This window comes from Novosphingobium sp. HNCC26DJ243 (genome assembly GCF_057180545.1).
Genome location: NZ_JBXUGN010000001.1, coordinates 487942 through 507316, shown reverse-complemented (window position 1 = coordinate 507316; position 19375 = coordinate 487942). Strand labels below are relative to the sequence as shown.

The window sequence follows — 19375 nt, the reverse complement described above, 5'->3', positions numbered from 1 at the left end:
CGGCATTGCCCCATACCGTTGATGGGCGACCCCGTGGTCGGCGAATCTTTGCCGACCCCACCGGAGAGCCCAATGACCACGCCGAAACCCACTCCCGCCACCGAAAATGCCCTTCGCGATCACCAACCAGGCGCAGGCGCGTTTCCTTTCGAGACTACTGAAGGCAGTGGCGGCGAAACCCATCAGGACCTTGGTGCCGATGCAGATCGCAAAGCCGTTTTGACCGATAACTTCGGCCACGCGATCGCCGACAACCAGAACAGCCTCAAGGCTGGCGAGCGCGGGCCGACGCTGCTCGAAGATTTCATCCTTCGTGAGAAGATCTTCCACTTCGATCACGAGCGCATCCCAGAGCGCATTGTCCATGCGCGCGGTTCGGGCGCACACGGCGTTTTCGAATGCACCAACCCCATCCCCGAACTGACCAAGGCGGGAATCCTGCAGGAAGCCGGTGCCACTTGTCCTGTGTTCGTCCGCTTTTCGACCGTCGCCGGTGGTGCAGGTTCGATCGATACGCCGCGTGACGTGCGCGGGTTTGCGGTCAAGCTCTACACGCAGGAGGGCAACTGGGATCTTGTCGGTAACAATATCCCGGTGTTCTTCATCCAGGACGCAATCAAGTTTCCCGACCTCGTGCATTCGGTAAAGATGGAAGCCGATCGCGGCTATCCGCAGGCGGCCAGTGCTCACGATACCTTCTGGGACTTCATCGGCCTGATGCCCGAATCGATGCACATGATCATGTGGGCCATGTCCGACCGCGCGATCCCGCGCACCCTACGCACCATGGAAGGGTTTGGCGTTCACACGTTCCGCCTCGTCAATGCGGCGGGCGAGGGCAAGTTCGTCAAATTCCACTGGAAGCCGGTGTTGGGAATCGAATCGCTTGCCTGGGACGAGGCGGTCAAGATTGCCGGAGCAGATCCCGATTTCCACCGCCGCGATCTGTTCGAATCGATCGATTCAGGCAGCTTCCCCGCCTGGGATCTGGGCGTTCAGGTCTTTGACGAGGAATGGGCGGCAAAGCAGCCTTACGATGTGCTCGACGCAACCAAGCTCATCCCCGAAGAGGAGGTCCCGGTGCAGATCGTCGGGCGCATGACGCTCAATCGCAACGTCGACAACTTCTTTGCCGAGACCGAACAGGTGGCGTTCCTGCCCACCAACGTGATCCCCGGCATCGATTTCAGCAACGACCCTCTGCTTCAGGGTCGCCTGTTCTCCTATCTTGATACGCAGAAATCGCGTCTGGGCACGACCAATTTCCATCAGATCCCGATCAATGCACCCAAATGCCCTTTCCACAACATGCAACGCGATGGACTGATGCAGACGCTCGTTCCCACGGGCCGCGCGAATTACGAACCGAACAGCCTTGATGAGGCGGGTGAAGACTCCGGTCCCCGCGCCATGCCGGAAACGGGCTTCAGCACCTTCGGCGAAAATACAGAACGCAATGATCCGACAGAGAAGGTTCGCGTTCGTGCAGAGCTGTTCGCCGATCACTACAGCCAGGCGACGATGTTCTACCTGTCACAAACCGCCAGCGAACAAGCGCATATTGCATCGGCACTGGTGTTCGAACTGTCGAAGGTGACGCTCGAGCATGTCCGCCTGCGCGTGCTTTCACGCTTGCGGAATATCGATGAGGATCTGGCAGGCCGCGTCGCTGCAGGTCTCGCGATGGACCTGCCCGCGGCAGCTCCTGCCGCGCGCGAGCCGGTCGATCTGCCCACTTCGGATGCGCTCTCGATCCAGAAGCAATCGATGAACACCTTCGAAGGCCGCAAGGTCGGCATTCTCTTCGCCGAAGGTTCGGACAAGGCGATGATCGACACGCTGACAAAGGGCGTTGAGGACGCCGGTGGCACCGTGTTTCTGGTCGCGCCCAAGGTCGGGGGCATTCCGGTGAAGGGTGGCACGCTCAAGGCGCACGGCAAGCTCGACGGCTCGCCATCGGTCCTCTTCGACGCCGTCGCCTCGGTGCTCATGCCTGACGCTGCAGCCGAACTGGCAAAGCAGGGCGCAGCCGTTCAATGGTTCATGGATGCCTATGGCCACTGCAAGACCATTGCCCACTGCAAGGGCACGCAGATCATTCTCGACAAGGCCGGCGTCCTTCCCGACGATGGCGTGGTCCCGAACGAGGAACTGCTCTCCACAGGCCCCGTGCGCCACTGGGCCCGCGAGCCGAAGGTCCGCGATCTGGCGTAGGCAATCAGGCCGGCAGATCAATGATCTGCCGGCCTTTGTTTGCGTGCGTGCTACGCGAAAGCAACTTCGTGAACCGGCGCTATCGCACCGCTAACGGCCTCGAGAAACTGGTCAGTTGAGCGTTCCCAGTTGAATGAGGCGCCATGGACGGCTGCGCCAAGTGGATCGCAACGCAGGGCTTTGCGGATGGCGAGCGCCAGATTTTCGTTAACCGCGCCTACGCACATGGGCAACATGTTCGCCGGGCCATAGCCCTGCAGGCCCACTACATCGAGGGGGCCAGGAACGGGAAATCCCGCGATAGGCACGCCGCAGGCCAGCGCCTCGATCATCACAAGGCCGAACGTGTCGGTGCGGCTCGGGAACACGAAGACGTCAGCCGAGCAATAGGCGCGTGCCAGGTCCGTGCCGTGCAGGGCACCGAGGAAGCGAATGTCCGGGTAGCGCACCTTGAGACGGGCAAGATCCGGCCCGTCACCAACGACGACCTTTGTGCCTTCCACGTCGGCATCCAGAAAAGCGCCGAGGTTCTTTTCGACCGCAACGCGTCCGACGCTGAGCAGGACCGGGCCGGGGAGTGCCGCCAGTTCGGGCAGGGGGTCGTGCCGGGGGTGGAACAGGTCGCGGTCGATCCCGCGCGTCCACTGACGGGTTTGACCGATGCCCTGTGCAGCCAGCTCGTCGGCAAGCGTTGGCGTCGATACCAGCACAGCGCTGCTCGGGCGATGGAATCGACGCATGAGCGGCCAGAAGTGTTCGGGCTTCAGCCCGGTGCGTGCGGCGGCATATTCCGGGAATCGCGTGTGGAAGGCAGTGGTGAACGGCACGGCGTTGGCTTTGCACCAGCTGCGCGCGCTCCAGCCGATCGGGCCTTCGGTCGCGATGTGCACGATGTCGGGCGCGAAATCTGCTAGGGTGCGCCGCGTGCCGAAGCGTGGTGCCATCGCCAGCCGGATTTCGCTGTAGCCAGGGAGCGGCATCGTGCAAAACTGGCCAGGCGTAATCAGTTCAACCTCGTGACCGCGCGCGATCAGCCGATCGACCGTGGTGGCTAGCGTGCGGACCACGCCATTGACCTGAGGGTGCCAGGCATCGGTACAGATCGCGATTCTCATGCCGGTTCCTCCTCAAGCGCGGGTATCGGTGCGAGCGCGGCTTTGAGCGCTGCGGCGCGGCGGGTTTCCTCGGCCCAGTCGAGGATCGCCATCGAGCCGTCCCGTTCCTCGATCAGAGCGGTGCAGCTTTCCACCCAGTCACCGTCGTTGTAGTAGGTGACATCACCGATCTGGCGGATTTCGGCGCAGTGGATGTGCCCGCAAACCACGCCATCGACACCTATGTCGCGCGCGGCGTGGGCCACGGCCTCTTCATAGTCGCAGACGAACTGGACCGCGTTCTTCACGCGCTTCTTGAGATAGGCCGAGAGCGACCAGTAAGGCATCTTGAGGTGGCGTCGCACCACGTTGAACCAGCCATTGGCCCGCAAAAGCAGCGAGTAGGCCTTGTCGCCAAGGAAGGCGAGCCAGCGGGCGTAGAGCACCACGCCGTCGAACCCGTCGCCATGCGTTACCAGCAGGCGTCGGCCATCGGCGGTCTCGTGGATTGCCTCAAGCGCCAGCTCGACACCGCCGAACTCCATGCCGGCATAGGGGCGGAGCATTTCATCATGGTTGCCCGCGATCAGCACCACACGCGTGCCGCGATGCGCCATCTTGAGTACGCGCCGCACCACCTCGTTATGCTCGTCGGGCCAGTACCATCCCTTGCGTAGCCGCCATCCGTCGACGATGTCGCCAACCAGATAGAGCGTCTCGCATTCGATCGAGGCGAGGAAATCGAGCAGAAGCGCCGCGTTGCAGCCGCGCGTGCCAAGATGGACGTCGGAAATGAACACCGTGCGCAGCTTGCGCTTGGGGCGAAAACCCCGCGGCTCGGGCATGTCCAGCCAGGCCGGGATCGACGAGAGCAGCTCCGAGGAGGACTTGAAGGACGACGAACCGTCCCATTTCGCGCGGAAAGCCATGATGCGCACCTTTCTCCAGTTCGGAGGCAGCAATGGCGGATTCGCGTTGCGGGCGTGTGGCAGGGTGTCACGCCGATGAAACAAGTGGGGAACGTTGGTGACGAAGCGCGTTCAAGGCGCTAGAGAATCGGTCGCGATGCTCACCAGCCTGTCGATCCGCAATGTCGTGCTCATCGAAGCACTGGACCTTTCGTTCGACAGCGGGCTCGGCGTGCTGACGGGCGAGACCGGCGCGGGCAAGTCGATTTTGCTCGATGCGCTGGGCCTCGTTCTGGGTGATCGTGCCGACAGCGGCCTTGTCCGCGCGGGGGAAGACCAGGCCAGCGTCGTCGCCACATTCGAGTTTGATCGCCTGCCCGATCCTTTGCGCGGCGCGCTTTCCGAGGCTGAGGTCGATATCGAGCCGGGCGAGCCGCTGATCGTCAAGCGCCGTCTCAAGGCCGATGGCGGATCGAAGGCCTTCATCAACGACCAGCCCGTCGGCGTCGCCCTGCTGCGCGACCTTGCGCGCAGTCTTGTCGAACTTCACGGCCAGCACGACGATCGCGGTCTGGTCAACGCCCGCGGTCACCGCGCCCTGCTCGACCGCTACGCCGGTGCCGATGTCGCCGGCGTCGAGCAGGCGTGGAGCAGATGGCGCAAGGCTGAAGACGCGCTGGCGCAGGCCCGTTCTGCGGTAGCCAGGGCTGCTGAAGAACAGGACCTCCTTCTCGCTCATCTTGCCGAACTCAACGCGCTCGCTCCTGTAATAGGCGAGGAAGACGAACTCGCCGGCCAGCGCGCCGACATGCAGAAGGGCGAACGCCTGTCGGGCGATCTCGTCGAACTCCAGCGTCTTTGGGAAGGGTCGGATTCCGCGCTCGCCACCTTGCGCAGCGCCGCCCGCCGGCTTGATCGGATCGCCTCTGAACACCCCATGCTTGCCGAAGCGCTCGAAGCGCTTGACCGCGCCGTGATCGAGGCGGGCGAGGCCGAAGACAAGCTGGCCCGTGCGGCCGAACTGCTCGCCCACGATCCCGCCTTGCTCGATCGCATCGAGACGCGCCTGTTTGAATTGCGTGCGGCGGCCCGCAAGCACGGCTGCACGGTCGACGAGCTCCCGCACAAGATGCATGAGATGCGCGACGCGCTCGACGCGATCGAAGGTGGGGAGGCGCAGGTCGGCAAGCTCGAACGCACTGCGCGCGAAGCGGCGCTGGATTATCAGGCCAAGGCCGAGACGCTCTCGGTCGTCCGTGCCGAGGCTGCCCGTCGCCTCGACAAGGCGGTCGCCGCAGAACTGGCGCCCTTGAAGCTCGATTCGGCAAAGTTTCACACCGCCGTCCTGCGCCTGCCCGAGGACCGCTGGGGCGCAGGTGGCATGGACGCGGTCGAATTCCTCATCTCGACCAATCCCGGCGCCGATTTCGCGCCTTTGGGCAAGATCGCTTCGGGCGGCGAACTTTCGCGGTTCATTCTCGCGCTCAAGGTTGCGCTTGCCGAGGAGGGCGGGGCTGCCACGATCATCTTCGACGAGATCGACCGCGGCGTCGGCGGCGCCGTCGCCAGCGCCATTGGCGAGCGCCTTGCGCGGCTTGCCTCGGGCGGCCAGCTCCTCGCCGTCACGCACAGCCCGCAGGTCGCGGCGCGGGGGGACCGGCACTACATGATCGCCAAGTCCTCCCAGGGCACCGTCACGCGCACCTCGGTCGGCCTGCTCGATGCCGCCGCCCGCAAGGAAGAGATCGCGCGCATGCTCTCGGGCGCCGAAGTGACCGCTGAGGCGCGCGCTCAGGCCGACCGCCTGCTCGAACAGGCATGATCCCGGTCCAGATGATCGGGCGCCGCACATTCATCGGCAGCACCGCAGCCGCGCTGCTGCTCGCCTCGAAAGGGCACACCATGGAAGAAGTCGATCCCGCCAAGGTCTATGCGATCATCGGCCAGATGCTGTCCGCTCCGGGCAAGCGCGAAGAACTGATCGGCTACCTTGCCGAAGGCATCCGGGACATGCCCGGCAACCTGTCGTACGAGATCTGGCGCGACAAGGCCGACGAGAATTCGATCTGGATCACCGAGGTGTGGAAGGACGAAGCGTCGCACAAGGCCAGCCTCGGGTTGCCGCAAGTGCAGGAGGCCATCCGCAAGGCACGCCCGATCATCGCCGGGTTCGGTGCGCGGGCTGAGGTTGAGAGAGCAGGGGGCAAGCGTTGAACCAGAACCACCCCTCGGCCCCATACTCTGAGGAGGAGGGGCGGGAAGGCATGAGTGCGTTGACCGAAGCGGATGCCGCCAATGAACTGATGCGGCTTGCGCGTCAGATTGCAAGGCACAACCGGCTCTATCATGCCGAGGACGCGCCCGAAGTCTCCGACGCAGAATACGATGCGCTTGTTCGCCGCAACGCGGAACTCGAGGCTGCATTCCCGCATCTGATCCGGCCCGACAGCCCAAGCGCACAGGTTGGCCACGAGGTTGCGTCATCGCCGCTGGGCAAGGTCGCGCACGAGGTTCGGATGATGAGCCTCGACAATGCTTTTTCCGATGAGGAAGTTGCAGAATTCGTCGCGCGCGTCCGCCGCTTCCTCGCATTGCCTGATGCTGTGGAAGTGGCGATGACCGCTGAGGACAAGATCGACGGTCTCTCCTGTTCGCTCCGCTATGAAAACGGCAAGCTCGTCCGTGCGGCCACGCGCGGTGACGGGCAGGTGGGCGAAGACGTCACCGCCAATGTCGCGCATATCAAGGATATTCCGCAGGAATTGAAAGGCGAGGGGCTCTTCGACATCCCCGCCGTCTTCGAGATCCGCGGCGAGGTCTACATGGCCAAGTCAGATTTTGCCGCGCTTAACGATGCGCAGGCGGAAAAGGGTGAGAAGATCTTTGCGACCCCGCGCAATGCCGCCGCCGGTTCACTGCGCCAGAAGGATGCCAGTGTCACGGGTAGCCGGTTCTTGCGTTTCCTTGCGCACGGATGGGGCGCAGCCAGCGAAGTGCCCGCCGCGACGCAGTTTGAGATGATGCAGAAGATTGCGCGCTGGGGCGTGCCGGTCTCGCCGCTGCTGGTGCGCTGCACTTCGACTGAAGACTTGCTGGCCCACTACCGCAGCATCGGAGAGCAACGCGTGGATTTGCCGTACGATATCGACGGCGTCGTCTACAAGGTCGACCGGCTCGATTGGCAGGAGCGGCTCGGTTTTGTCGCGAAGGCGCCGCGCTGGGGCATGGCGCACAAGTTCCCCGCCGAGCGCGCCGAAACCACGCTCGACGCCATCAACATCCAGGTGGGCCGCACCGGCAAGCTGACGCCGGTCGGTCGGCTCAAGCCCGTTCTGGTCGGCGGCGTAACCGTCACCAACGTCACGCTTCATAACCGCGACGAGATCGGCCGTCTCGGGCTTCGCATCGGCGACCGCATCGTCCTGCAGCGCGCGGGCGATGTGATCCCGCAAGTGGTCGAGAATCTGAGCCGCGATGAGCCGCGCGATCCTTATCACTTTCCCAATCGTTGCCCCGAATGCCAGTCCGAAGCCGTGGCCGAAGAAGGCGAGGTCGATGTCCGCTGCACCGCCGGATTGATCTGTCCGGCCCAGCGTGTCGAACGTCTCAAGCACTTCGTCAGCCGGGCCGCGCTCGATATCGAGGGGCTGGGCGAGAAGACCATTGTCGAATTCTACCAGCTTGGCTGGCTCGGGAGCCCCGCCGACATTTTCCGCCTGCGCAAGCGCCGTGCCGACATCGTCGGGCGCGAAGGCTGGAAGGACAAGTCTGTGGACAACCTGTTGGCAGCGATCGAGGCCAAGCGCACGCCCGATGCCGCGCGCCTCCTGTTCGGTCTTGGCATCCGCCATGTCGGCGCGGTCACGGCGCGCGATCTGATGAAGCGCTTCGTCACGTTGCCCCGGTTGCGTGAGGCAGCGGAAGCTGCCCATACGGTATCGAATGACACGGATTCAGACGCGCACCGTGATGCGACGGCTGAACTCCTGTCGATCGATGGCGTCGGTCCGGTCGTCGTCGAAGCACTCGCCGACTTCTTCCACGAGCATCATAACGTGGAGGTCTGGGAAGACCTGCTCTCGGAAGTTTCGCCCCCCGATTATGTCGTCGAAACCAAAGCCAGCGCGGTAGCTGGCAAGATCGTGGTATTTACCGGCAAACTTGAAACCATGAGCCGTGACGAGGCCAAGGCGCAAGCCGAAGCCCTGGGCGCACGCGCCGCCGGCTCGGTTTCCGCAAAAACCGGCCTCGTGGTTGCAGGTCCCGGCGCGGGATCGAAGCTGAAGCAGGCGGCCGCGCTCGGGATTGACGTCATAGACGAAGCCGCATGGGCCGAAATCGTCAGGAACGCAGGGTAGGGGCGCGATGGATCTTCATACCTGGTGGGTGTTCGTCGTCACCGTCTTCTTCATTTCGGGTTCGCCCGGCCCCAACATGCTTCACGTCATGACCCGGAGCGTAGAACTGGGCTTGCCGCGATCGATCTTCGCGATGGCGGGTTGTTTTCTTGCGGTCGTCAGCCTGCTCACGGCTTCCGCACTCGGCTTGACCGCGCTGCTCTCGGCGCTGCCGGGCGCGTTCACGGTCCTGCGCGTGGCGGGCGCGGCCTACCTGCTGTGGCTCGGATACAAGTCCTGGACCGCGCGCGATGCTGAAGTCGATCTCGAAGGCGGTCAAATCCCACCGACGATCTCGAACGTGCGCGTGTTTCGAACCGCGTTCGGCGTTGGCATTTCCAATCCCAAAGCGCTGCTTTTCGCCGCAGCCTTCTTGCCCCAGTTCATAGATGCCAGCCGCCCCGAACTGCCGCAGTTCGCGATCATGGTCCTGACCTTCGGCGTCGTCGAGATTTCCTGGTTCTTTGTCTACGCAGTCGGCGGTCGGTCGATCGCGGGCGCGCTTAAGCGACCGTCGCTCAGAACTCTGTTCAATCGGGTGACCGGCGGGGTGTTCGTCGCTTTCGGCCTCGCCATGCTCGGCTCGCGCACCTGATGCTGGAGGCACTTGCCGCGATCGGAGCAGAAGCCGGTGCGCTGCTCAAGGCGCGCGGCCAGACGATCGCGGTTGTCGACGGCGCAACCGGCGGGTTGATCTCGGCGAGCTTGCTGGCCATGCCCGGAGCCTCGGCATTCTACCTTGGTGGCGGGGTAATCTACACGCTCAAGGGGCGGCGGGTCGTGCTCGGGCATCCACCGGGATCGCTGCGCGGGCTGAACTCGGCAACCGAAGCCTACGCCATCGCCCAAGCCGAACTGATCCGGGAGCGTTACAGCGCGGACTGGGGAATTGCCGAAACCGGCGCCGCGGGAGGCAAGAGCGTCCACCCGCTCGGTGTCGCTTCTGGGACGAGCGCCGTCGCGGTCGTCGGGCCTGACGGTCTCAAGGCATCGAGCCTTGTCGCCACGGGCAGTGACGACCGGTTAGCAAATATGGCGGCGTTCACCGGAACAGCGCTGCGCTTGCTTTGCGATACCCTGCAAACCCGCTGATGCGGCGGCGTGCAAGCTGAACGGGAGTTACCAGCGCTTCGACCAGTCCGGCAGTGCGCCGACCCTGCTCGAACGTACCCGGCCTCCGCTGCGGCGACGCAGCCACAGGATCGACCAGTCGCCGCGCACCATGCGCGCGGCAAGACGCAGTCCAGCCTTGCGATAGGCCGCACGAACGCCTGCTTCCTGCGTTTCGAGCAGGCCTGCCAGCAGCACGCTGCCGCCCGGGACAACCGCTTGTGCAAAAGCCGGGGCGAGTTCGACCAGAGGGCCGGCAAGGATGTTGGCAATCAGCAGATCATAGGGGCCGGCCGCCTGCAGGAGCGGATGATCCATGCCCGCAGCGATAACCATCGCCATGCGGCCGGCACCATCGCCGAGCGTGATGCCGTTGTTCTCGGCGTTCTCGGCAACGACCGGCCCGCATACGGCGTCGATATCGCTCGCCACAGCGCGTGCGCCGGGCCAGAGGTGCAGGCCGGCAAAGCCGAGCAGGCCCGTGCCTGTGCCAATATCGGCGAGATTCTTCACTCGCACGCCCTGTCGTTTCATGTGCGTGAGCATCGCCAGGCATCCCGCCGTCGTCGCGTGCTGTCCGGTGCCGAAGGCCTGACTGGCCGGGATCACGAAATCGCGCACACCGGGTTGATCGAGCGGCGGGTATTCAGGCGTATGAACGTGGAATGCGCCTTCGCGGATCGGTTCGACTCCCTGCTGGCTCAACGTCACCCAGTCGGTTTCGGGCAGCCTGGCGATCTGCAGTTTCGGCGGCTTGCCTTCGAACAGGTCGGCGATCATGGTCTGGTCGGCCCTGGTCGGCTTGCGATCCAGCCAGGCTTCCAGCTGCCAATCCTCAGGCTTGTCCTCGGCGATCTCGCTCCCGGCGATGACGATATCGTGGTCCCAGTTCCACGCATCCTCATGTGCCACGAGTGCAGCCTGCACGATGTCGCGCGGGGCGAATATGGTGACTTTCCAACTCATGGCAGCAACGCCGTATCGAGCCGCGCACTTGCGCCTTTGGCAATCACGCGGCAGTCCTCTGGCTCGCGCAGCGGCTCGGTACCCGCCATCCGCTCCACCATCGCGCTGACCGAGGGATGAGGGGTCAGGACGATGCCGCAATCCATCGCATCGATCATGTCGAAGGTCTTGCGGAACATGGCGACGCGATCAGGGTGATCGGCAAAGCGATACGTGCCGAGCGGCAGGGCAGATATGCTGTCGAGGTAGGTGAACTTCTCGCACGTCGCGCCATCGCAGCTCGTCCACGACCAGCTCGTCGATCCTTCCGTGTGGCCCGGGGTTGCAATCATGGTGAGTCTCTGGGGACCCGCCTTCAGAACTCCGCCTGCCTTCATCACCTTGTCCGGCCGGACCGGGGTAAAGCCATGGATCTCCTGCGCTTGAGGATCGGCCGGGCTTACCTTGCCGCTACGCAGGACCGGCACGGCCTCGGCGCGGGCGACGACCTTCGCGCCGGTCGCCTGCTTGAGCAGGGCGAGGCCGCCGACATGGTCGAAGTGCTCATGGCTCGATACGATCCAGCGCACGTCTCTGGGGTCGAAGCCCGCAGCGCGAATGTTTGCCAGGACATGCGGCACTGCGCCTTCAGTTGCTGCATCGACCAGTACGTGACCCTTCGGCGAAGTCAGCAGCAGGACCGTCACGGTGCAGGTGCCGACGTACCATACATTGCCGAATATGTGCACGGGCGGGGCGGGATCGTCGAAGCTTTCCTTGCCGGCACACTGCTCGGCAAAGCGCTTGCCCGCCGCAGGGTCAGCGGCTTGTGGTGCGGCTGCTGCCAAGGCGGAGTTGCCGAACACCAGCGCGGCACACGCGAAAATCAGGGATGGACGAAAGGTCATGGCCGCTGTCTAGGAGCGCTTGCAGGTGCGCGCAACGGGCTGTCCTTTTTTACATCCCCGGCGCGCTTGCACGGTCGATCAATTCGACTAATACGAATCGCATCCCGGTCTGGGCGTTTGCCCGACCCATGCTGACTTCAAGGGGGTTTGTTCATGGCGCAGGCGCGCAAAGCACGGCCGATCTCGCCGCATCTCCAGATCTGGCGCTGGGGCCCGGCGATGCTGGTTTCGATCCTACACCGCGTCACCGGAAACGGGCTGGCCTTTGCAGGGCTCGGTCTCCTGCTGTGGTGGATCGGTGCTCTGGCAAGCGGCCCGGAAAGCTACCAGTCGTTCCTCGACTATACGTGGACGGGCGCTGGCGGCGGTCTGCAATCTGTCACAGCGATCCTCGGCAAGGTCGTGCTTGTCGGCCTAAGCTGGGCATTCTTCCAGCACGCCGCTTCGGGCATCCGTCACCTGATCCTCGACATCGGTGCAGGCTACGAGCTTGAAGCCAATGCACGCTGGTCAATCGCGACGCTGGTCTTCTCGATCGGCGCCACCGTCCTGTTCTGGGCTTTCCTGCTGCTGCGCTGAGCGCCGGCGGGACATGGCAATTCAAGAAAAGGCAAAGCCTCATGGGTAACGGCACTTCCATCGGCCGCGTGCGGGGCCTCGGCTCCAGCCACCACGGCACGCATCACTGGCTTACCGCGCGCCTCACGGCTGTCGGCAACCTCGTTCTGATCACCTTCCTGATCGCCAGCCTCGCGCTGCTGCCGGACTATTCCTACGCCACCGTGCGTGGCTGGGTTGCACGGCCGCTGCCGTCGATCGCGCTGATCCTGATCATGATCAACACCTTCACCCATGCGCGCATGGGCGTGCAGGTCATGCTCGAGGATTACGTCCACGAGGAAGGCGGCAAGATCGCGGCCTGGCTGCTGGTCAACATCGTGCCTTTCGCCGCTGCCGCGTTCGGCATCCTTTCGGTTCTTCGCATCGCTCTGGGGGGCGCGTAAGTCATGGCTTCCACTTCCGCTCAGCCGGCATACAAGATCATCGACCACACCTACGACACGGTCGTCGTGGGTGCGGGCGGATCGGGCCTGCGCGCCACGATGGGTTCGGCCCAGGCAGGCTTGCGCACGGCCTGCATCACCAAGGTCTTCCCGACCCGTTCGCACACCGTCGCGGCGCAGGGCGGCATTGCCGCATCGCTCGGCAACAACAGCCCGGACCACTGGACCTGGCACATGTACGACACCGTCAAGGGGTCGGACTGGCTGGGTGACCAGGACGCCATCGAATACATGGTGCGCGAAGCGCCTGCGGCGGTATACGAACTCGAGCACGCGGGCGTTCCCTTCAGCCGCAATGCCGAAGGCACGATCTACCAGCGTCCTTTCGGCGGTCACATGCAGAACATGGGCGAGGGCCCGCCGGTCCAGCGCACTTGCGCCGCTGCCGACCGTACCGGCCACGCCATGCTTCACGCGCTCTATCAACAGAGCCTGAAGTACGACGCCGACTTCTTCATTGAATATTTCGCGATCGACCTGATCATGGAGAACGGCGAATGCCGTGGCGTGATCGCGCTGTGCATGGACGATGGCTCGATCCATCGCTTCCGCAGCCACGCGGTGGTGCTGGCAACCGGCGGCTATGGCCGTTCGTACTTCACCGCAACCTCGGCCCATACGTGCACGGGCGACGGTGGCGGCATGGTGCTGCGCGCGGGGCTCCCGTTGCAGGACATGGAGTTCGTCCAGTTCCACCCGACCGGCATCTATGGAGCGGGCGTGCTGATCACCGAGGGTGCTCGTGGTGAGGGTGGCTATCTGACCAACTCCGAGGGCGAGCGCTTCATGGAGCGCTACGCGCCTTCGGCCAAGGACCTCGCCTCGCGCGACGTGGTGTCGCGTTCGATGGCGCTCGAAATCCGCGAAGGTCGCGGCGTCGGTCCGCACAAGGATCACATCTTCCTGCACCTCGATCACATCGACCAGAAGGTGCTGGCCGAGCGTCTGCCGGGCATCACCGAAAGCGGCAAAATCTTCGCCGGCGTCGACCTGACCCGCCAGCCATTGCCGGTGGTTCCGACCGTTCACTACAACATGGGCGGCATCCCGACGAACTATCACGGCGAAGTCGTGACGATCGGCGCGGATGGCAATCCGGAAACGATCATCCCCGGCCTGTTCGCTGTCGGCGAAGCGGCCTGCGTCTCGGTCCACGGTGCAAACCGCCTCGGCTCGAACTCGCTGATCGACCTTGTCGTGTTCGGACGCGCCACGGGTCTGCGTCTCAAGGAACTGATCAAGCCCGGCACTGCGCACAACTCGCTGCCCAAGGACAGTGCTGACCTCGCGCTGACCCGTCTCGATCACTTCCGCCATGCCAAGGGCGGATCGCCCACGGCAGAAGTGCGCATCGAGATGCAGCGCACGATGTCGGCCCATGCGGCGGTGTTCCGCACCGACGAACTCATGGCCGAAGGCAAGGTCAAGCTCGCCGAGACCTACAAGCGCATGGAGGACATCAACGTGTCCGACCGTTCGCTGATCTGGAACTCGGACCTGGTCGAAACGCTCGAACTCGACAATCTGATCAGCCAGGCTGCCGTGACGATGCATTCGGCGCACAACCGCAAGGAAAGCCGCGGCGCGCACGCACACGAGGATTTCCCCGATCGCAACGATGCCGAGTGGATGAAGCACACCGCGGCCTGGTTCAACGGTTGGGGCGGAAAGGGCGGCGAAGTGCGCATCGACTATCGCCCGGTCCACGAATACACGCTCACCGACGACGTCGAGTACATCAAGCCAAAGAAGCGCGTGTACTAAGCACCTGACGCCCGTCCAGCAGGACCGGTGGTTCGTCGAACACCGAAACAGCTTGTGCCGGGACATGTGTATTCCCGGCACAATGCTTTTTGGGGCCGGCAGCGGCCCCTTTCGGGAGTCGGTTCGATGACCAAGAACACCGTTACGAAGTTCGCCCTGCTAGCAGGGGCCGTGCTGGCAGTGACCGCCGGGTCGATTGCCTATGGCGCTGTGGATGCGCCCATGCCACCCACACCTCCCGCGCCGCCTGCACCTCCTGCGCCGCCAGCGCCTCCCGCTCCTCCCGCTCCTCCGGAGATGGCGCGGCAGATCGTGATCGTCGAGAAGCACGGAGGCGAGGACGGCAAGGAATACGTCCGGACCATTACGCGCGACGGCAAGACTTTCGTGTTCCAGACCGCCCGACCGCTGAGCGATGCGGAGGTCGAGCAGCGTGTAGCAGCCGCCGATGCGCGCATCCCTCCGATCCCGCCCGTTCCGCCTATGGCAGGTGATGACCATCGCATGATGAAACAGCGCGTGATCGTTCTCGACGACAGCGGCGAAGGCATTACCGACGTGGTTACCGAGCATGGCGGCTCGCACTGCACGGACAAGGACGCAATCTCCGACGTCGACACCACGGCAGAGGAAAACGGCAAGCTGACGCGCGTCCGCATCCGCATGTGCGGCACGCCGGGGGACATGGAGAAGCATGCCATGGCGCAGGCGCTCAAGGGCGTGCGCGAGGCGCGTGAAGAGATAGCCGGAGACAAGAGTCTGTCGAATGAGATCCGCAAGGACGTTCTTCGCGAACTCGATGCCGAGATTGAGCGGCTCAGCCGCGAAAGCTGAGGTCTGCCGTTGTGACGGGAAGGTCGGTCGACCTTCCTAGTTGCCGGAGTTGTTCTTCGAGTCCTTTTCGGATTTGGAATTTGATTTGCCTTCCGACGACTTGGAAGAATTATCCTTGGCGGCCTTTGCGGCAGCTTCTGCCGCATCGCGCTTGGCCCAAAGCTTTTGCGCATCGTTAGCGGTGGCGGTGCGGGCAGGGTACTTGCACCCGCGCTGCTGGCCTACACCCTTGAGGAAGGCGCGCCGGACCGATCCGGCATAGATCGCCTCGTTCCATTTGCGCTGCTGGGCATTGGCGCCGCTGATCTCGCGGATCACCCCTCCGAACGGGATCAGCGAACTGACTACAGACTTGGCGATATTGCCCATCTTGATTGTCGAATTGCCATCATCGCGCGCGATGTCGATATCGTCGCCCAGCACCGCGTCGAGCTTCGCGACTTCAGCACCGATTGCGGGGCAGCGGCTGAGACCTGATAGGTCATACGGCTTGGCCCGTGCGCGTACGAGCAGCTCAGGAACCTCGTCCTTCTTGATGTTGAGATCGCTGAGCGGTGTGGTGACGACGTCACCAGCGGTAACATTGTCCTGCGACACCGCCGTCTGCCCGAAGGCAGGGACGGCGATGGCACAAGTACAAGGCAGTAGTGCGAACCGAAGAGCCTTGGTGAAAGTCATAGTGTGCCCCCTTTTGCCAAAAGAAGCATCTGGAAGCCGTTCGGTTCCGGAGAGGTTTTTCAGATGTCCTTGAAAGTGTCGCACTGATCCTCGTCACCGGTTTCTAGGCCCTTGCGCAGCCACTGCATGCGTTGAGCTGCGCTGCCGTGGGTGAAGGCGTCCTCGACCGGGCGACGGCCGGCAGCTTTCATAAGGGTATCGTCACCGATCTGGTGGGCAGCACGCATGCCTTCCTCGATATCACCCGCTTCAATCCGGTCGCGATTGCGGCCTGCCCATACCCCCGCGTAGCAATCGGCCTGAAGTTCCAGGCGCACCGAGAACTGGTTGGCCTGGCTTGGGTTGCGCTGCTGGAACTGGCGCACCTGGTCGGATGTGCCAAGCATGTTCTGGATGTGATGGCCGTATTCGTGCGCCATCACGTAAACGCGGGCGAAATCGCCGCCCGCGCCCATTTGCTTGTCCATATCGGTATAGAAATCCGTGTCGATGTAGATCCCGGCATCGCTCGGGCAATAGAATGGTCCCATCGCGCTTTGTGCCGCGCCGCAGCCCGACTGGCCTGCCTGGGAATAGAACACCAGCTTGGGTGCCTGGAAATTGATATTGGCCTGCGCAAACAACGGCTGCCAGGTCTTGTTGAGCGAGGACAGGGCGTTGCAGCTCTCGCGGCTGAATTCGTTGACCGAGCAGCTCTCGGCCACCGAAGCGCCGCCCTGCTGCTCGACCGGAGCGCTGACCTGACCCTGCTGGAGCGAGCCCAGCATTTGCGCGGGGTCGACGCCAAAAACCACAGCCGCGATCAAAGCGATCACGATCGAACCGCAGCCGAGTTTGCCGCCGCCGCCCATCGGGAAGCGGCCTCCACCGCCGCGCTGGTCTTCGACATTGATGGAACCGTCGAAATCGTCGAGCCGCATCGGGCATCCCCTTTTTGCACTGGCCACTGGACAAGCGCGGTGCGGACCGCGATGCCAGTTGGCTACTGGTACCCAGAATCTCCGGAGTAATTGAATGTTCCTGAAGGGCAAGTGCGCGCTTGTGACCGGCTCGACCTCGGGCATCGGCCTGGCTTACGCAAAGGCGTTGGCGGCCGAGGGTGCCGATATCGTACTAAACGGGTTCGGAGACCCTGCGCAGATCGCCACTCTGTGCGCGGAACTTTCCGCCACCAGTGGCGGCCGCGCGATCTACGCCCCGGCCGACCTGACCCGGCGCGAAGGCACTGAAGCCATGGTGGCCGCCGCCCTGGCCGAATTCGGGGCAGTCGACATTCTCATCAACAATGCAGGCATGCAGCACGTCGCGCCCGTGGAGGAGTTTCCGGTTGAAAAGTGGGACGCAATCATCGCGCTCAATCTGACCTCTGCCTTTGATGCCTGCAGGCTCGCCATTCCCGGCATGAAGGCAAAGGGGTGGGGCCGGATAATCTTCACCGCATCGGCGCATTCTCTTACCGCATCGCCGTTCAAGGCGGCCTACGTTTCGGCGAAGCACGGCATCGCCGGGCTTGCCAAGACGCTGGCGCTGGAACTGGCGACTCACGGCGTGACCGCCAATTGCATCAGCCCGGGTTATGTCTGGACGCCACTGGTCGAAAACCAGATTCCCGATACGATGAAGGCGCGCGGCATGACGCGGGAGCAGGTCATCAACGACGTGATGCTGGTGCGTCAGCCGACCAAGGAATTCGTGCAGCCCGAAGACCTTGCGGCTCTGGCGCTGTTCCTGTGCCGACATGAGGCGCGGAACATCACCGGCGCGAACTACAACATGGACGGCGGCTGGGTGGCCGAATAACCGCTCTAGGGGCGCTTGTGTAAACTCCCGTTCATGTGATTTGGCCCAATTGGGAACTTGCGCGTCGTTGCTGCTTTTGAGAGCAAGGGATTGCGACGAAGCGTTTGAGGGCGGCGATGAAGCGTGCGGGGGGCTGGCGACTGACGATGACGGGGGCGCTGGTTTGCAGCGCGCTTCTGCTCGTCGCCGCCAAGCCTGCACCCCGGAAACCCACTCCACTCGAAACGGCGCTTCAGGCCCATGTTGAAACGCTGGCCAGCGATGATTTCGCAGGGCGCGAGCCCGGTACGGATGGCGAGACCCAGACCCTGCGCTACCTCGCGCGACAGTGGTTCGACATCGGGCTCGAGGCGGGCACGAATATTCCTGGCAGCGGGTGGTTCGCGCCGGTCGAATTGGTCGAACGCGAACCCGTGATGTCCCGCGCCAGTTTCATGCGTGGCCGCAAGCGGCTTATCCTTCCGGCGGACAGCGTATTCGTGGTGACGTCGGGGCTGCGCAGCCTCGTGCTGGATGCGCCGCTAGTTTTCATGGGACATGCCGCTTCACCTGTCGTACCCCGGGCAGAACTTGCCGGTCGCGTGGCGGTGATGCTCGACAGCCTGCCGGCAGGTATCGACGGGCAGGCCGCCGGCGACCGGGCAGGGCGCTTGCTGGATGCAGGGGCTCTGGCAGTCGTCACGATCCTTGATGACGATCGGGGGCTGGAAGATGTCATGTCCCGGCGCAGGCGAGCGGGATATGCCGTTGCGGGCGACAAGATCGGAAACGAGATCGAAGCCTTCATGACACCTGCCACGGCGGATTTGCTCCTGAGCGGCTCGGCCTATCCGACGACGGCGAGGCTGAAAGCCGATGCCGCCAGCCCGGCCTTTGCGCCCTACGCTCTGGGTGTTTCGGGCACCCTGGAAGCGACGAGCCGGGAGACGCGGATCAAGACCCACAATCTCATCGGGCGCATTCCAGGCCGCAATCCCGGAGCGGGCGCGGTCTTGATGATGGCGCACTGGGATCATTTCGGCGAATGCGCCGAACCGCCTGCCGAAGACCTGATCTGCAACGGCGCGGTCGACAATGCCAGCGGTCTGGCCGTGGTGACCGAAGCGGCGCGGCAGCTTGCCAGGGGCAAGGCGATGGACCGCGATGTCTACTTTGTGGCGACGACGGGCGAGGAACTGGGATTGCTTGGCGCGATGGCTTTCGCCGAAGATCCGCCGATCCCGCTTGACCGCGTCGTTGCCGCGTTCAATGTGGACAGCACGGGGCTTGTGCCTCCGGGTGGCGCAATCGGGATCGTCGGCAAGGGTCTGACGCCGCTCGATCCGCTGATCGGCGATGTCGTGCGGCGAATGAAGCGCAGGCTCGCGCCGGGCGACGGTCCGAATGCCTATATAAAGCGGCAGGACAGCTGGGTCTTGATGCAGCACGATGTGCCTGCGGTCATGGTCAGCAGCAGCTATGGCGACATGGATCGCATCGAGCGGTTCATGGAGGATACTTACCACAGGCCGGGGGATCAGGCGGGACCGTCGATCGACTATCGCGGAATGGCCGACGACGTCGCGCTGCAGGTCGAACTTGTCCGCGCCTTCGCCGATCCCAGGCGTTATCCGGGACCCTCGCAAAAGCGGGCCCAAACCCCCTAGCGGAACCGGGCCT

General features: G+C 63.7%; 18 protein-coding genes. 12 read left to right on the top strand and 6 right to left on the bottom strand.

All coding sequences use genetic code 11. The features are described from left to right. Positions 1–72: 72 nt before the first annotated feature. Complete coding sequence (locus AC2A04_RS02505) at positions 73–2214, top strand: catalase (RefSeq protein ID WP_484210734.1); 2142 nt, start codon at positions 73–75, stop codon at positions 2212–2214. A gap of 50 nt (positions 2215–2264) precedes the next feature. Here the strand turns inward: AC2A04_RS02505 and AC2A04_RS02500 are convergent, their stop codons facing one another. Next, the gene (locus tag AC2A04_RS02500) at positions 2265–3329 is read right to left on the bottom strand and encodes a glycosyltransferase family 4 protein (RefSeq protein WP_484210733.1); all 1065 of its coding nucleotides are present in this window, start codon (positions 3327–3329) and stop codon (positions 2265–2267) included. Further along, on the bottom strand, positions 3326–4237 hold the full coding sequence (locus tag AC2A04_RS02495; protein WP_484210732.1) for a UDP-2,3-diacylglucosamine diphosphatase: 912 nt from the start codon (positions 4235–4237) through the stop codon (positions 3326–3328). Before AC2A04_RS02495 ends, AC2A04_RS02500 begins: the two co-directional genes overlap by 4 nt. Before the next feature lie 136 nt (positions 4238–4373). On the opposite strand from AC2A04_RS02495, the gene recN reads away from it, so the two are divergent. From recN to AC2A04_RS02470, 5 genes are read left to right on the top strand one after another with little or no spacing between them, the layout of a single operon-like run. After that, the gene (gene recN / locus AC2A04_RS02490) at positions 4374–6038 is read left to right on the top strand and encodes a DNA repair protein RecN (RefSeq protein ID WP_484211672.1); all 1665 of its coding nucleotides are present in this window, start codon (positions 4374–4376) and stop codon (positions 6036–6038) included. After that, positions 6035–6430, top strand: coding sequence for a putative quinol monooxygenase (locus tag AC2A04_RS02485; RefSeq protein WP_484210731.1), 396 nt, complete (start codon positions 6035–6037; stop codon positions 6428–6430). Before recN ends, AC2A04_RS02485 begins: the two co-directional genes overlap by 4 nt. A gap of 50 nt (positions 6431–6480) precedes the next feature. Next, the gene (ligA, locus tag AC2A04_RS02480) at positions 6481–8574 is read left to right on the top strand and encodes an NAD-dependent DNA ligase LigA (RefSeq protein WP_484210730.1); all 2094 of its coding nucleotides are present in this window, start codon (positions 6481–6483) and stop codon (positions 8572–8574) included. A gap of 7 nt (positions 8575–8581) precedes the next feature. Next, positions 8582–9208: a LysE family translocator gene (locus tag AC2A04_RS02475; RefSeq protein ID WP_484210729.1), complete on the top strand. Its 627-nt coding sequence runs from the start codon at positions 8582–8584 to the stop codon at positions 9206–9208. Next, positions 9208–9705 (top strand): CinA family protein, encoded by a 498-nt coding sequence (locus tag AC2A04_RS02470; protein ID WP_484210728.1) that lies wholly within the window; start codon positions 9208–9210, stop codon positions 9703–9705. Before AC2A04_RS02475 ends, AC2A04_RS02470 begins: the two co-directional genes overlap by 1 nt. Positions 9706–9732: 27 nt before the next feature. Here AC2A04_RS02470 and AC2A04_RS02465 read toward each other — a convergent pair whose 3' ends face one another. Together AC2A04_RS02465 and bla are read right to left on the bottom strand one after the other, a co-directional pair. After that, complete coding sequence (locus AC2A04_RS02465; protein ID WP_484210727.1) at positions 9733–10689, bottom strand: 50S ribosomal protein L11 methyltransferase; 957 nt, start codon at positions 10687–10689, stop codon at positions 9733–9735. After that, the gene (bla, locus tag AC2A04_RS02460) at positions 10686–11576 is read right to left on the bottom strand and encodes a subclass B3 metallo-beta-lactamase (RefSeq protein WP_484210726.1); all 891 of its coding nucleotides are present in this window, start codon (positions 11574–11576) and stop codon (positions 10686–10688) included. Before bla ends, AC2A04_RS02465 begins: the two co-directional genes overlap by 4 nt. Positions 11577–11729: 153 nt before the next feature. Here bla and sdhC point away from each other — a divergent pair, with 153 nt between their 5' ends. The 4 genes from sdhC (at position 11730) to AC2A04_RS02440 (ending at position 15238) form a co-directional block, all read left to right on the top strand. After that, on the top strand, positions 11730–12155 hold the full coding sequence (gene sdhC / locus AC2A04_RS02455; RefSeq protein WP_484210725.1) for a succinate dehydrogenase, cytochrome b556 subunit: 426 nt from the start codon (positions 11730–11732) through the stop codon (positions 12153–12155). Between the two features lie 41 nt (positions 12156–12196). After that, positions 12197–12580: a succinate dehydrogenase, hydrophobic membrane anchor protein gene (gene sdhD / locus AC2A04_RS02450; RefSeq protein ID WP_484210724.1), complete on the top strand. Its 384-nt coding sequence runs from the start codon at positions 12197–12199 to the stop codon at positions 12578–12580. Positions 12581–12583: 3 nt separating this feature from the next. Beyond that, positions 12584–14404, top strand: a complete 1821-nt coding sequence (gene sdhA / locus AC2A04_RS02445; RefSeq protein ID WP_484210723.1) for a succinate dehydrogenase flavoprotein subunit — start codon at positions 12584–12586, stop codon at positions 14402–14404. Positions 14405–14530: 126 nt separating this feature from the next. After that, the gene (locus AC2A04_RS02440; protein WP_484210722.1) at positions 14531–15238 is read left to right on the top strand and encodes a hypothetical protein; all 708 of its coding nucleotides are present in this window, start codon (positions 14531–14533) and stop codon (positions 15236–15238) included. 36 nt (positions 15239–15274) lie between these two features. Here the strand turns inward: AC2A04_RS02440 and AC2A04_RS02435 are convergent, their stop codons facing one another. Together AC2A04_RS02435 and ypfJ are read right to left on the bottom strand one after the other, a co-directional pair. Further along, positions 15275–15835, bottom strand: coding sequence for a hypothetical protein (locus tag AC2A04_RS02435; protein WP_484210721.1), 561 nt, complete (start codon positions 15833–15835; stop codon positions 15275–15277). A gap of 140 nt (positions 15836–15975) precedes the next feature. After that, positions 15976–16836 carry a KPN_02809 family neutral zinc metallopeptidase gene (ypfJ, locus tag AC2A04_RS02430; RefSeq protein ID WP_484210720.1) on the bottom strand — a complete coding sequence of 287 codons (861 nt, stop codon included), beginning with the start codon at positions 16834–16836 and terminating at the stop codon, positions 15976–15978. 94 nt (positions 16837–16930) lie between these two features. On the opposite strand from ypfJ, the gene AC2A04_RS02425 reads away from it, so the two are divergent. Both AC2A04_RS02425 and AC2A04_RS02420 read left to right on the top strand, forming a co-directional pair. Next, positions 16931–17716 carry a 3-hydroxybutyrate dehydrogenase gene (locus tag AC2A04_RS02425; RefSeq protein WP_484210719.1) on the top strand — a complete coding sequence of 262 codons (786 nt, stop codon included), beginning with the start codon at positions 16931–16933 and terminating at the stop codon, positions 17714–17716. 116 nt (positions 17717–17832) lie between these two features. After that, positions 17833–19362 (top strand): M28 family metallopeptidase, encoded by a 1530-nt coding sequence (locus AC2A04_RS02420; RefSeq protein WP_484210718.1) that lies wholly within the window; start codon positions 17833–17835, stop codon positions 19360–19362. The last annotated feature ends 13 nt before the right edge of the window (positions 19363–19375 follow it).

Coding starts and splice junctions, on each gene's coding strand:
- AC2A04_RS02465 (WP_484210727.1), bottom strand. CDS start 10,689: ATGAGTTGGAAAGTCACCATATTCGCCCCGCGCGACATCGTGCAGGCT.
- AC2A04_RS02425 (WP_484210719.1), top strand. CDS start 16,931: ATGTTCCTGAAGGGCAAGTGCGCGCTTGTGACCGGCTCGACCTCGGGC.
- AC2A04_RS02500 (WP_484210733.1), bottom strand. CDS start 3,329: ATGAGAATCGCGATCTGTACCGATGCCTGGCACCCTCAGGTCAATGGC.
- AC2A04_RS02470 (WP_484210728.1), top strand. CDS start 9,208: ATGCTGGAGGCACTTGCCGCGATCGGAGCAGAAGCCGGTGCGCTGCTC.
- sdhD (WP_484210724.1), top strand. CDS start 12,197: ATGGGTAACGGCACTTCCATCGGCCGCGTGCGGGGCCTCGGCTCCAGC.
- ligA (WP_484210730.1), top strand. CDS start 6,481: ATGAGTGCGTTGACCGAAGCGGATGCCGCCAATGAACTGATGCGGCTT.
- sdhC (WP_484210725.1), top strand. CDS start 11,730: ATGGCGCAGGCGCGCAAAGCACGGCCGATCTCGCCGCATCTCCAGATC.
- ypfJ (WP_484210720.1), bottom strand. CDS start 16,836: ATGCGGCTCGACGATTTCGACGGTTCCATCAATGTCGAAGACCAGCGC.
- AC2A04_RS02505 (WP_484210734.1), top strand. CDS start 73: ATGACCACGCCGAAACCCACTCCCGCCACCGAAAATGCCCTTCGCGAT.
- sdhA (WP_484210723.1), top strand. CDS start 12,584: ATGGCTTCCACTTCCGCTCAGCCGGCATACAAGATCATCGACCACACC.
- bla (WP_484210726.1), bottom strand. CDS start 11,576: ATGACCTTTCGTCCATCCCTGATTTTCGCGTGTGCCGCGCTGGTGTTC.
- AC2A04_RS02485 (WP_484210731.1), top strand. CDS start 6,035: ATGATCCCGGTCCAGATGATCGGGCGCCGCACATTCATCGGCAGCACC.
- AC2A04_RS02420 (WP_484210718.1), top strand. CDS start 17,833: ATGAAGCGTGCGGGGGGCTGGCGACTGACGATGACGGGGGCGCTGGTT.
- AC2A04_RS02495 (WP_484210732.1), bottom strand. CDS start 4,237: ATGGCTTTCCGCGCGAAATGGGACGGTTCGTCGTCCTTCAAGTCCTCC.
- AC2A04_RS02440 (WP_484210722.1), top strand. CDS start 14,531: ATGACCAAGAACACCGTTACGAAGTTCGCCCTGCTAGCAGGGGCCGTG.
- AC2A04_RS02475 (WP_484210729.1), top strand. CDS start 8,582: ATGGATCTTCATACCTGGTGGGTGTTCGTCGTCACCGTCTTCTTCATT.
- recN (WP_484211672.1), top strand. CDS start 4,374: ATGCTCACCAGCCTGTCGATCCGCAATGTCGTGCTCATCGAAGCACTG.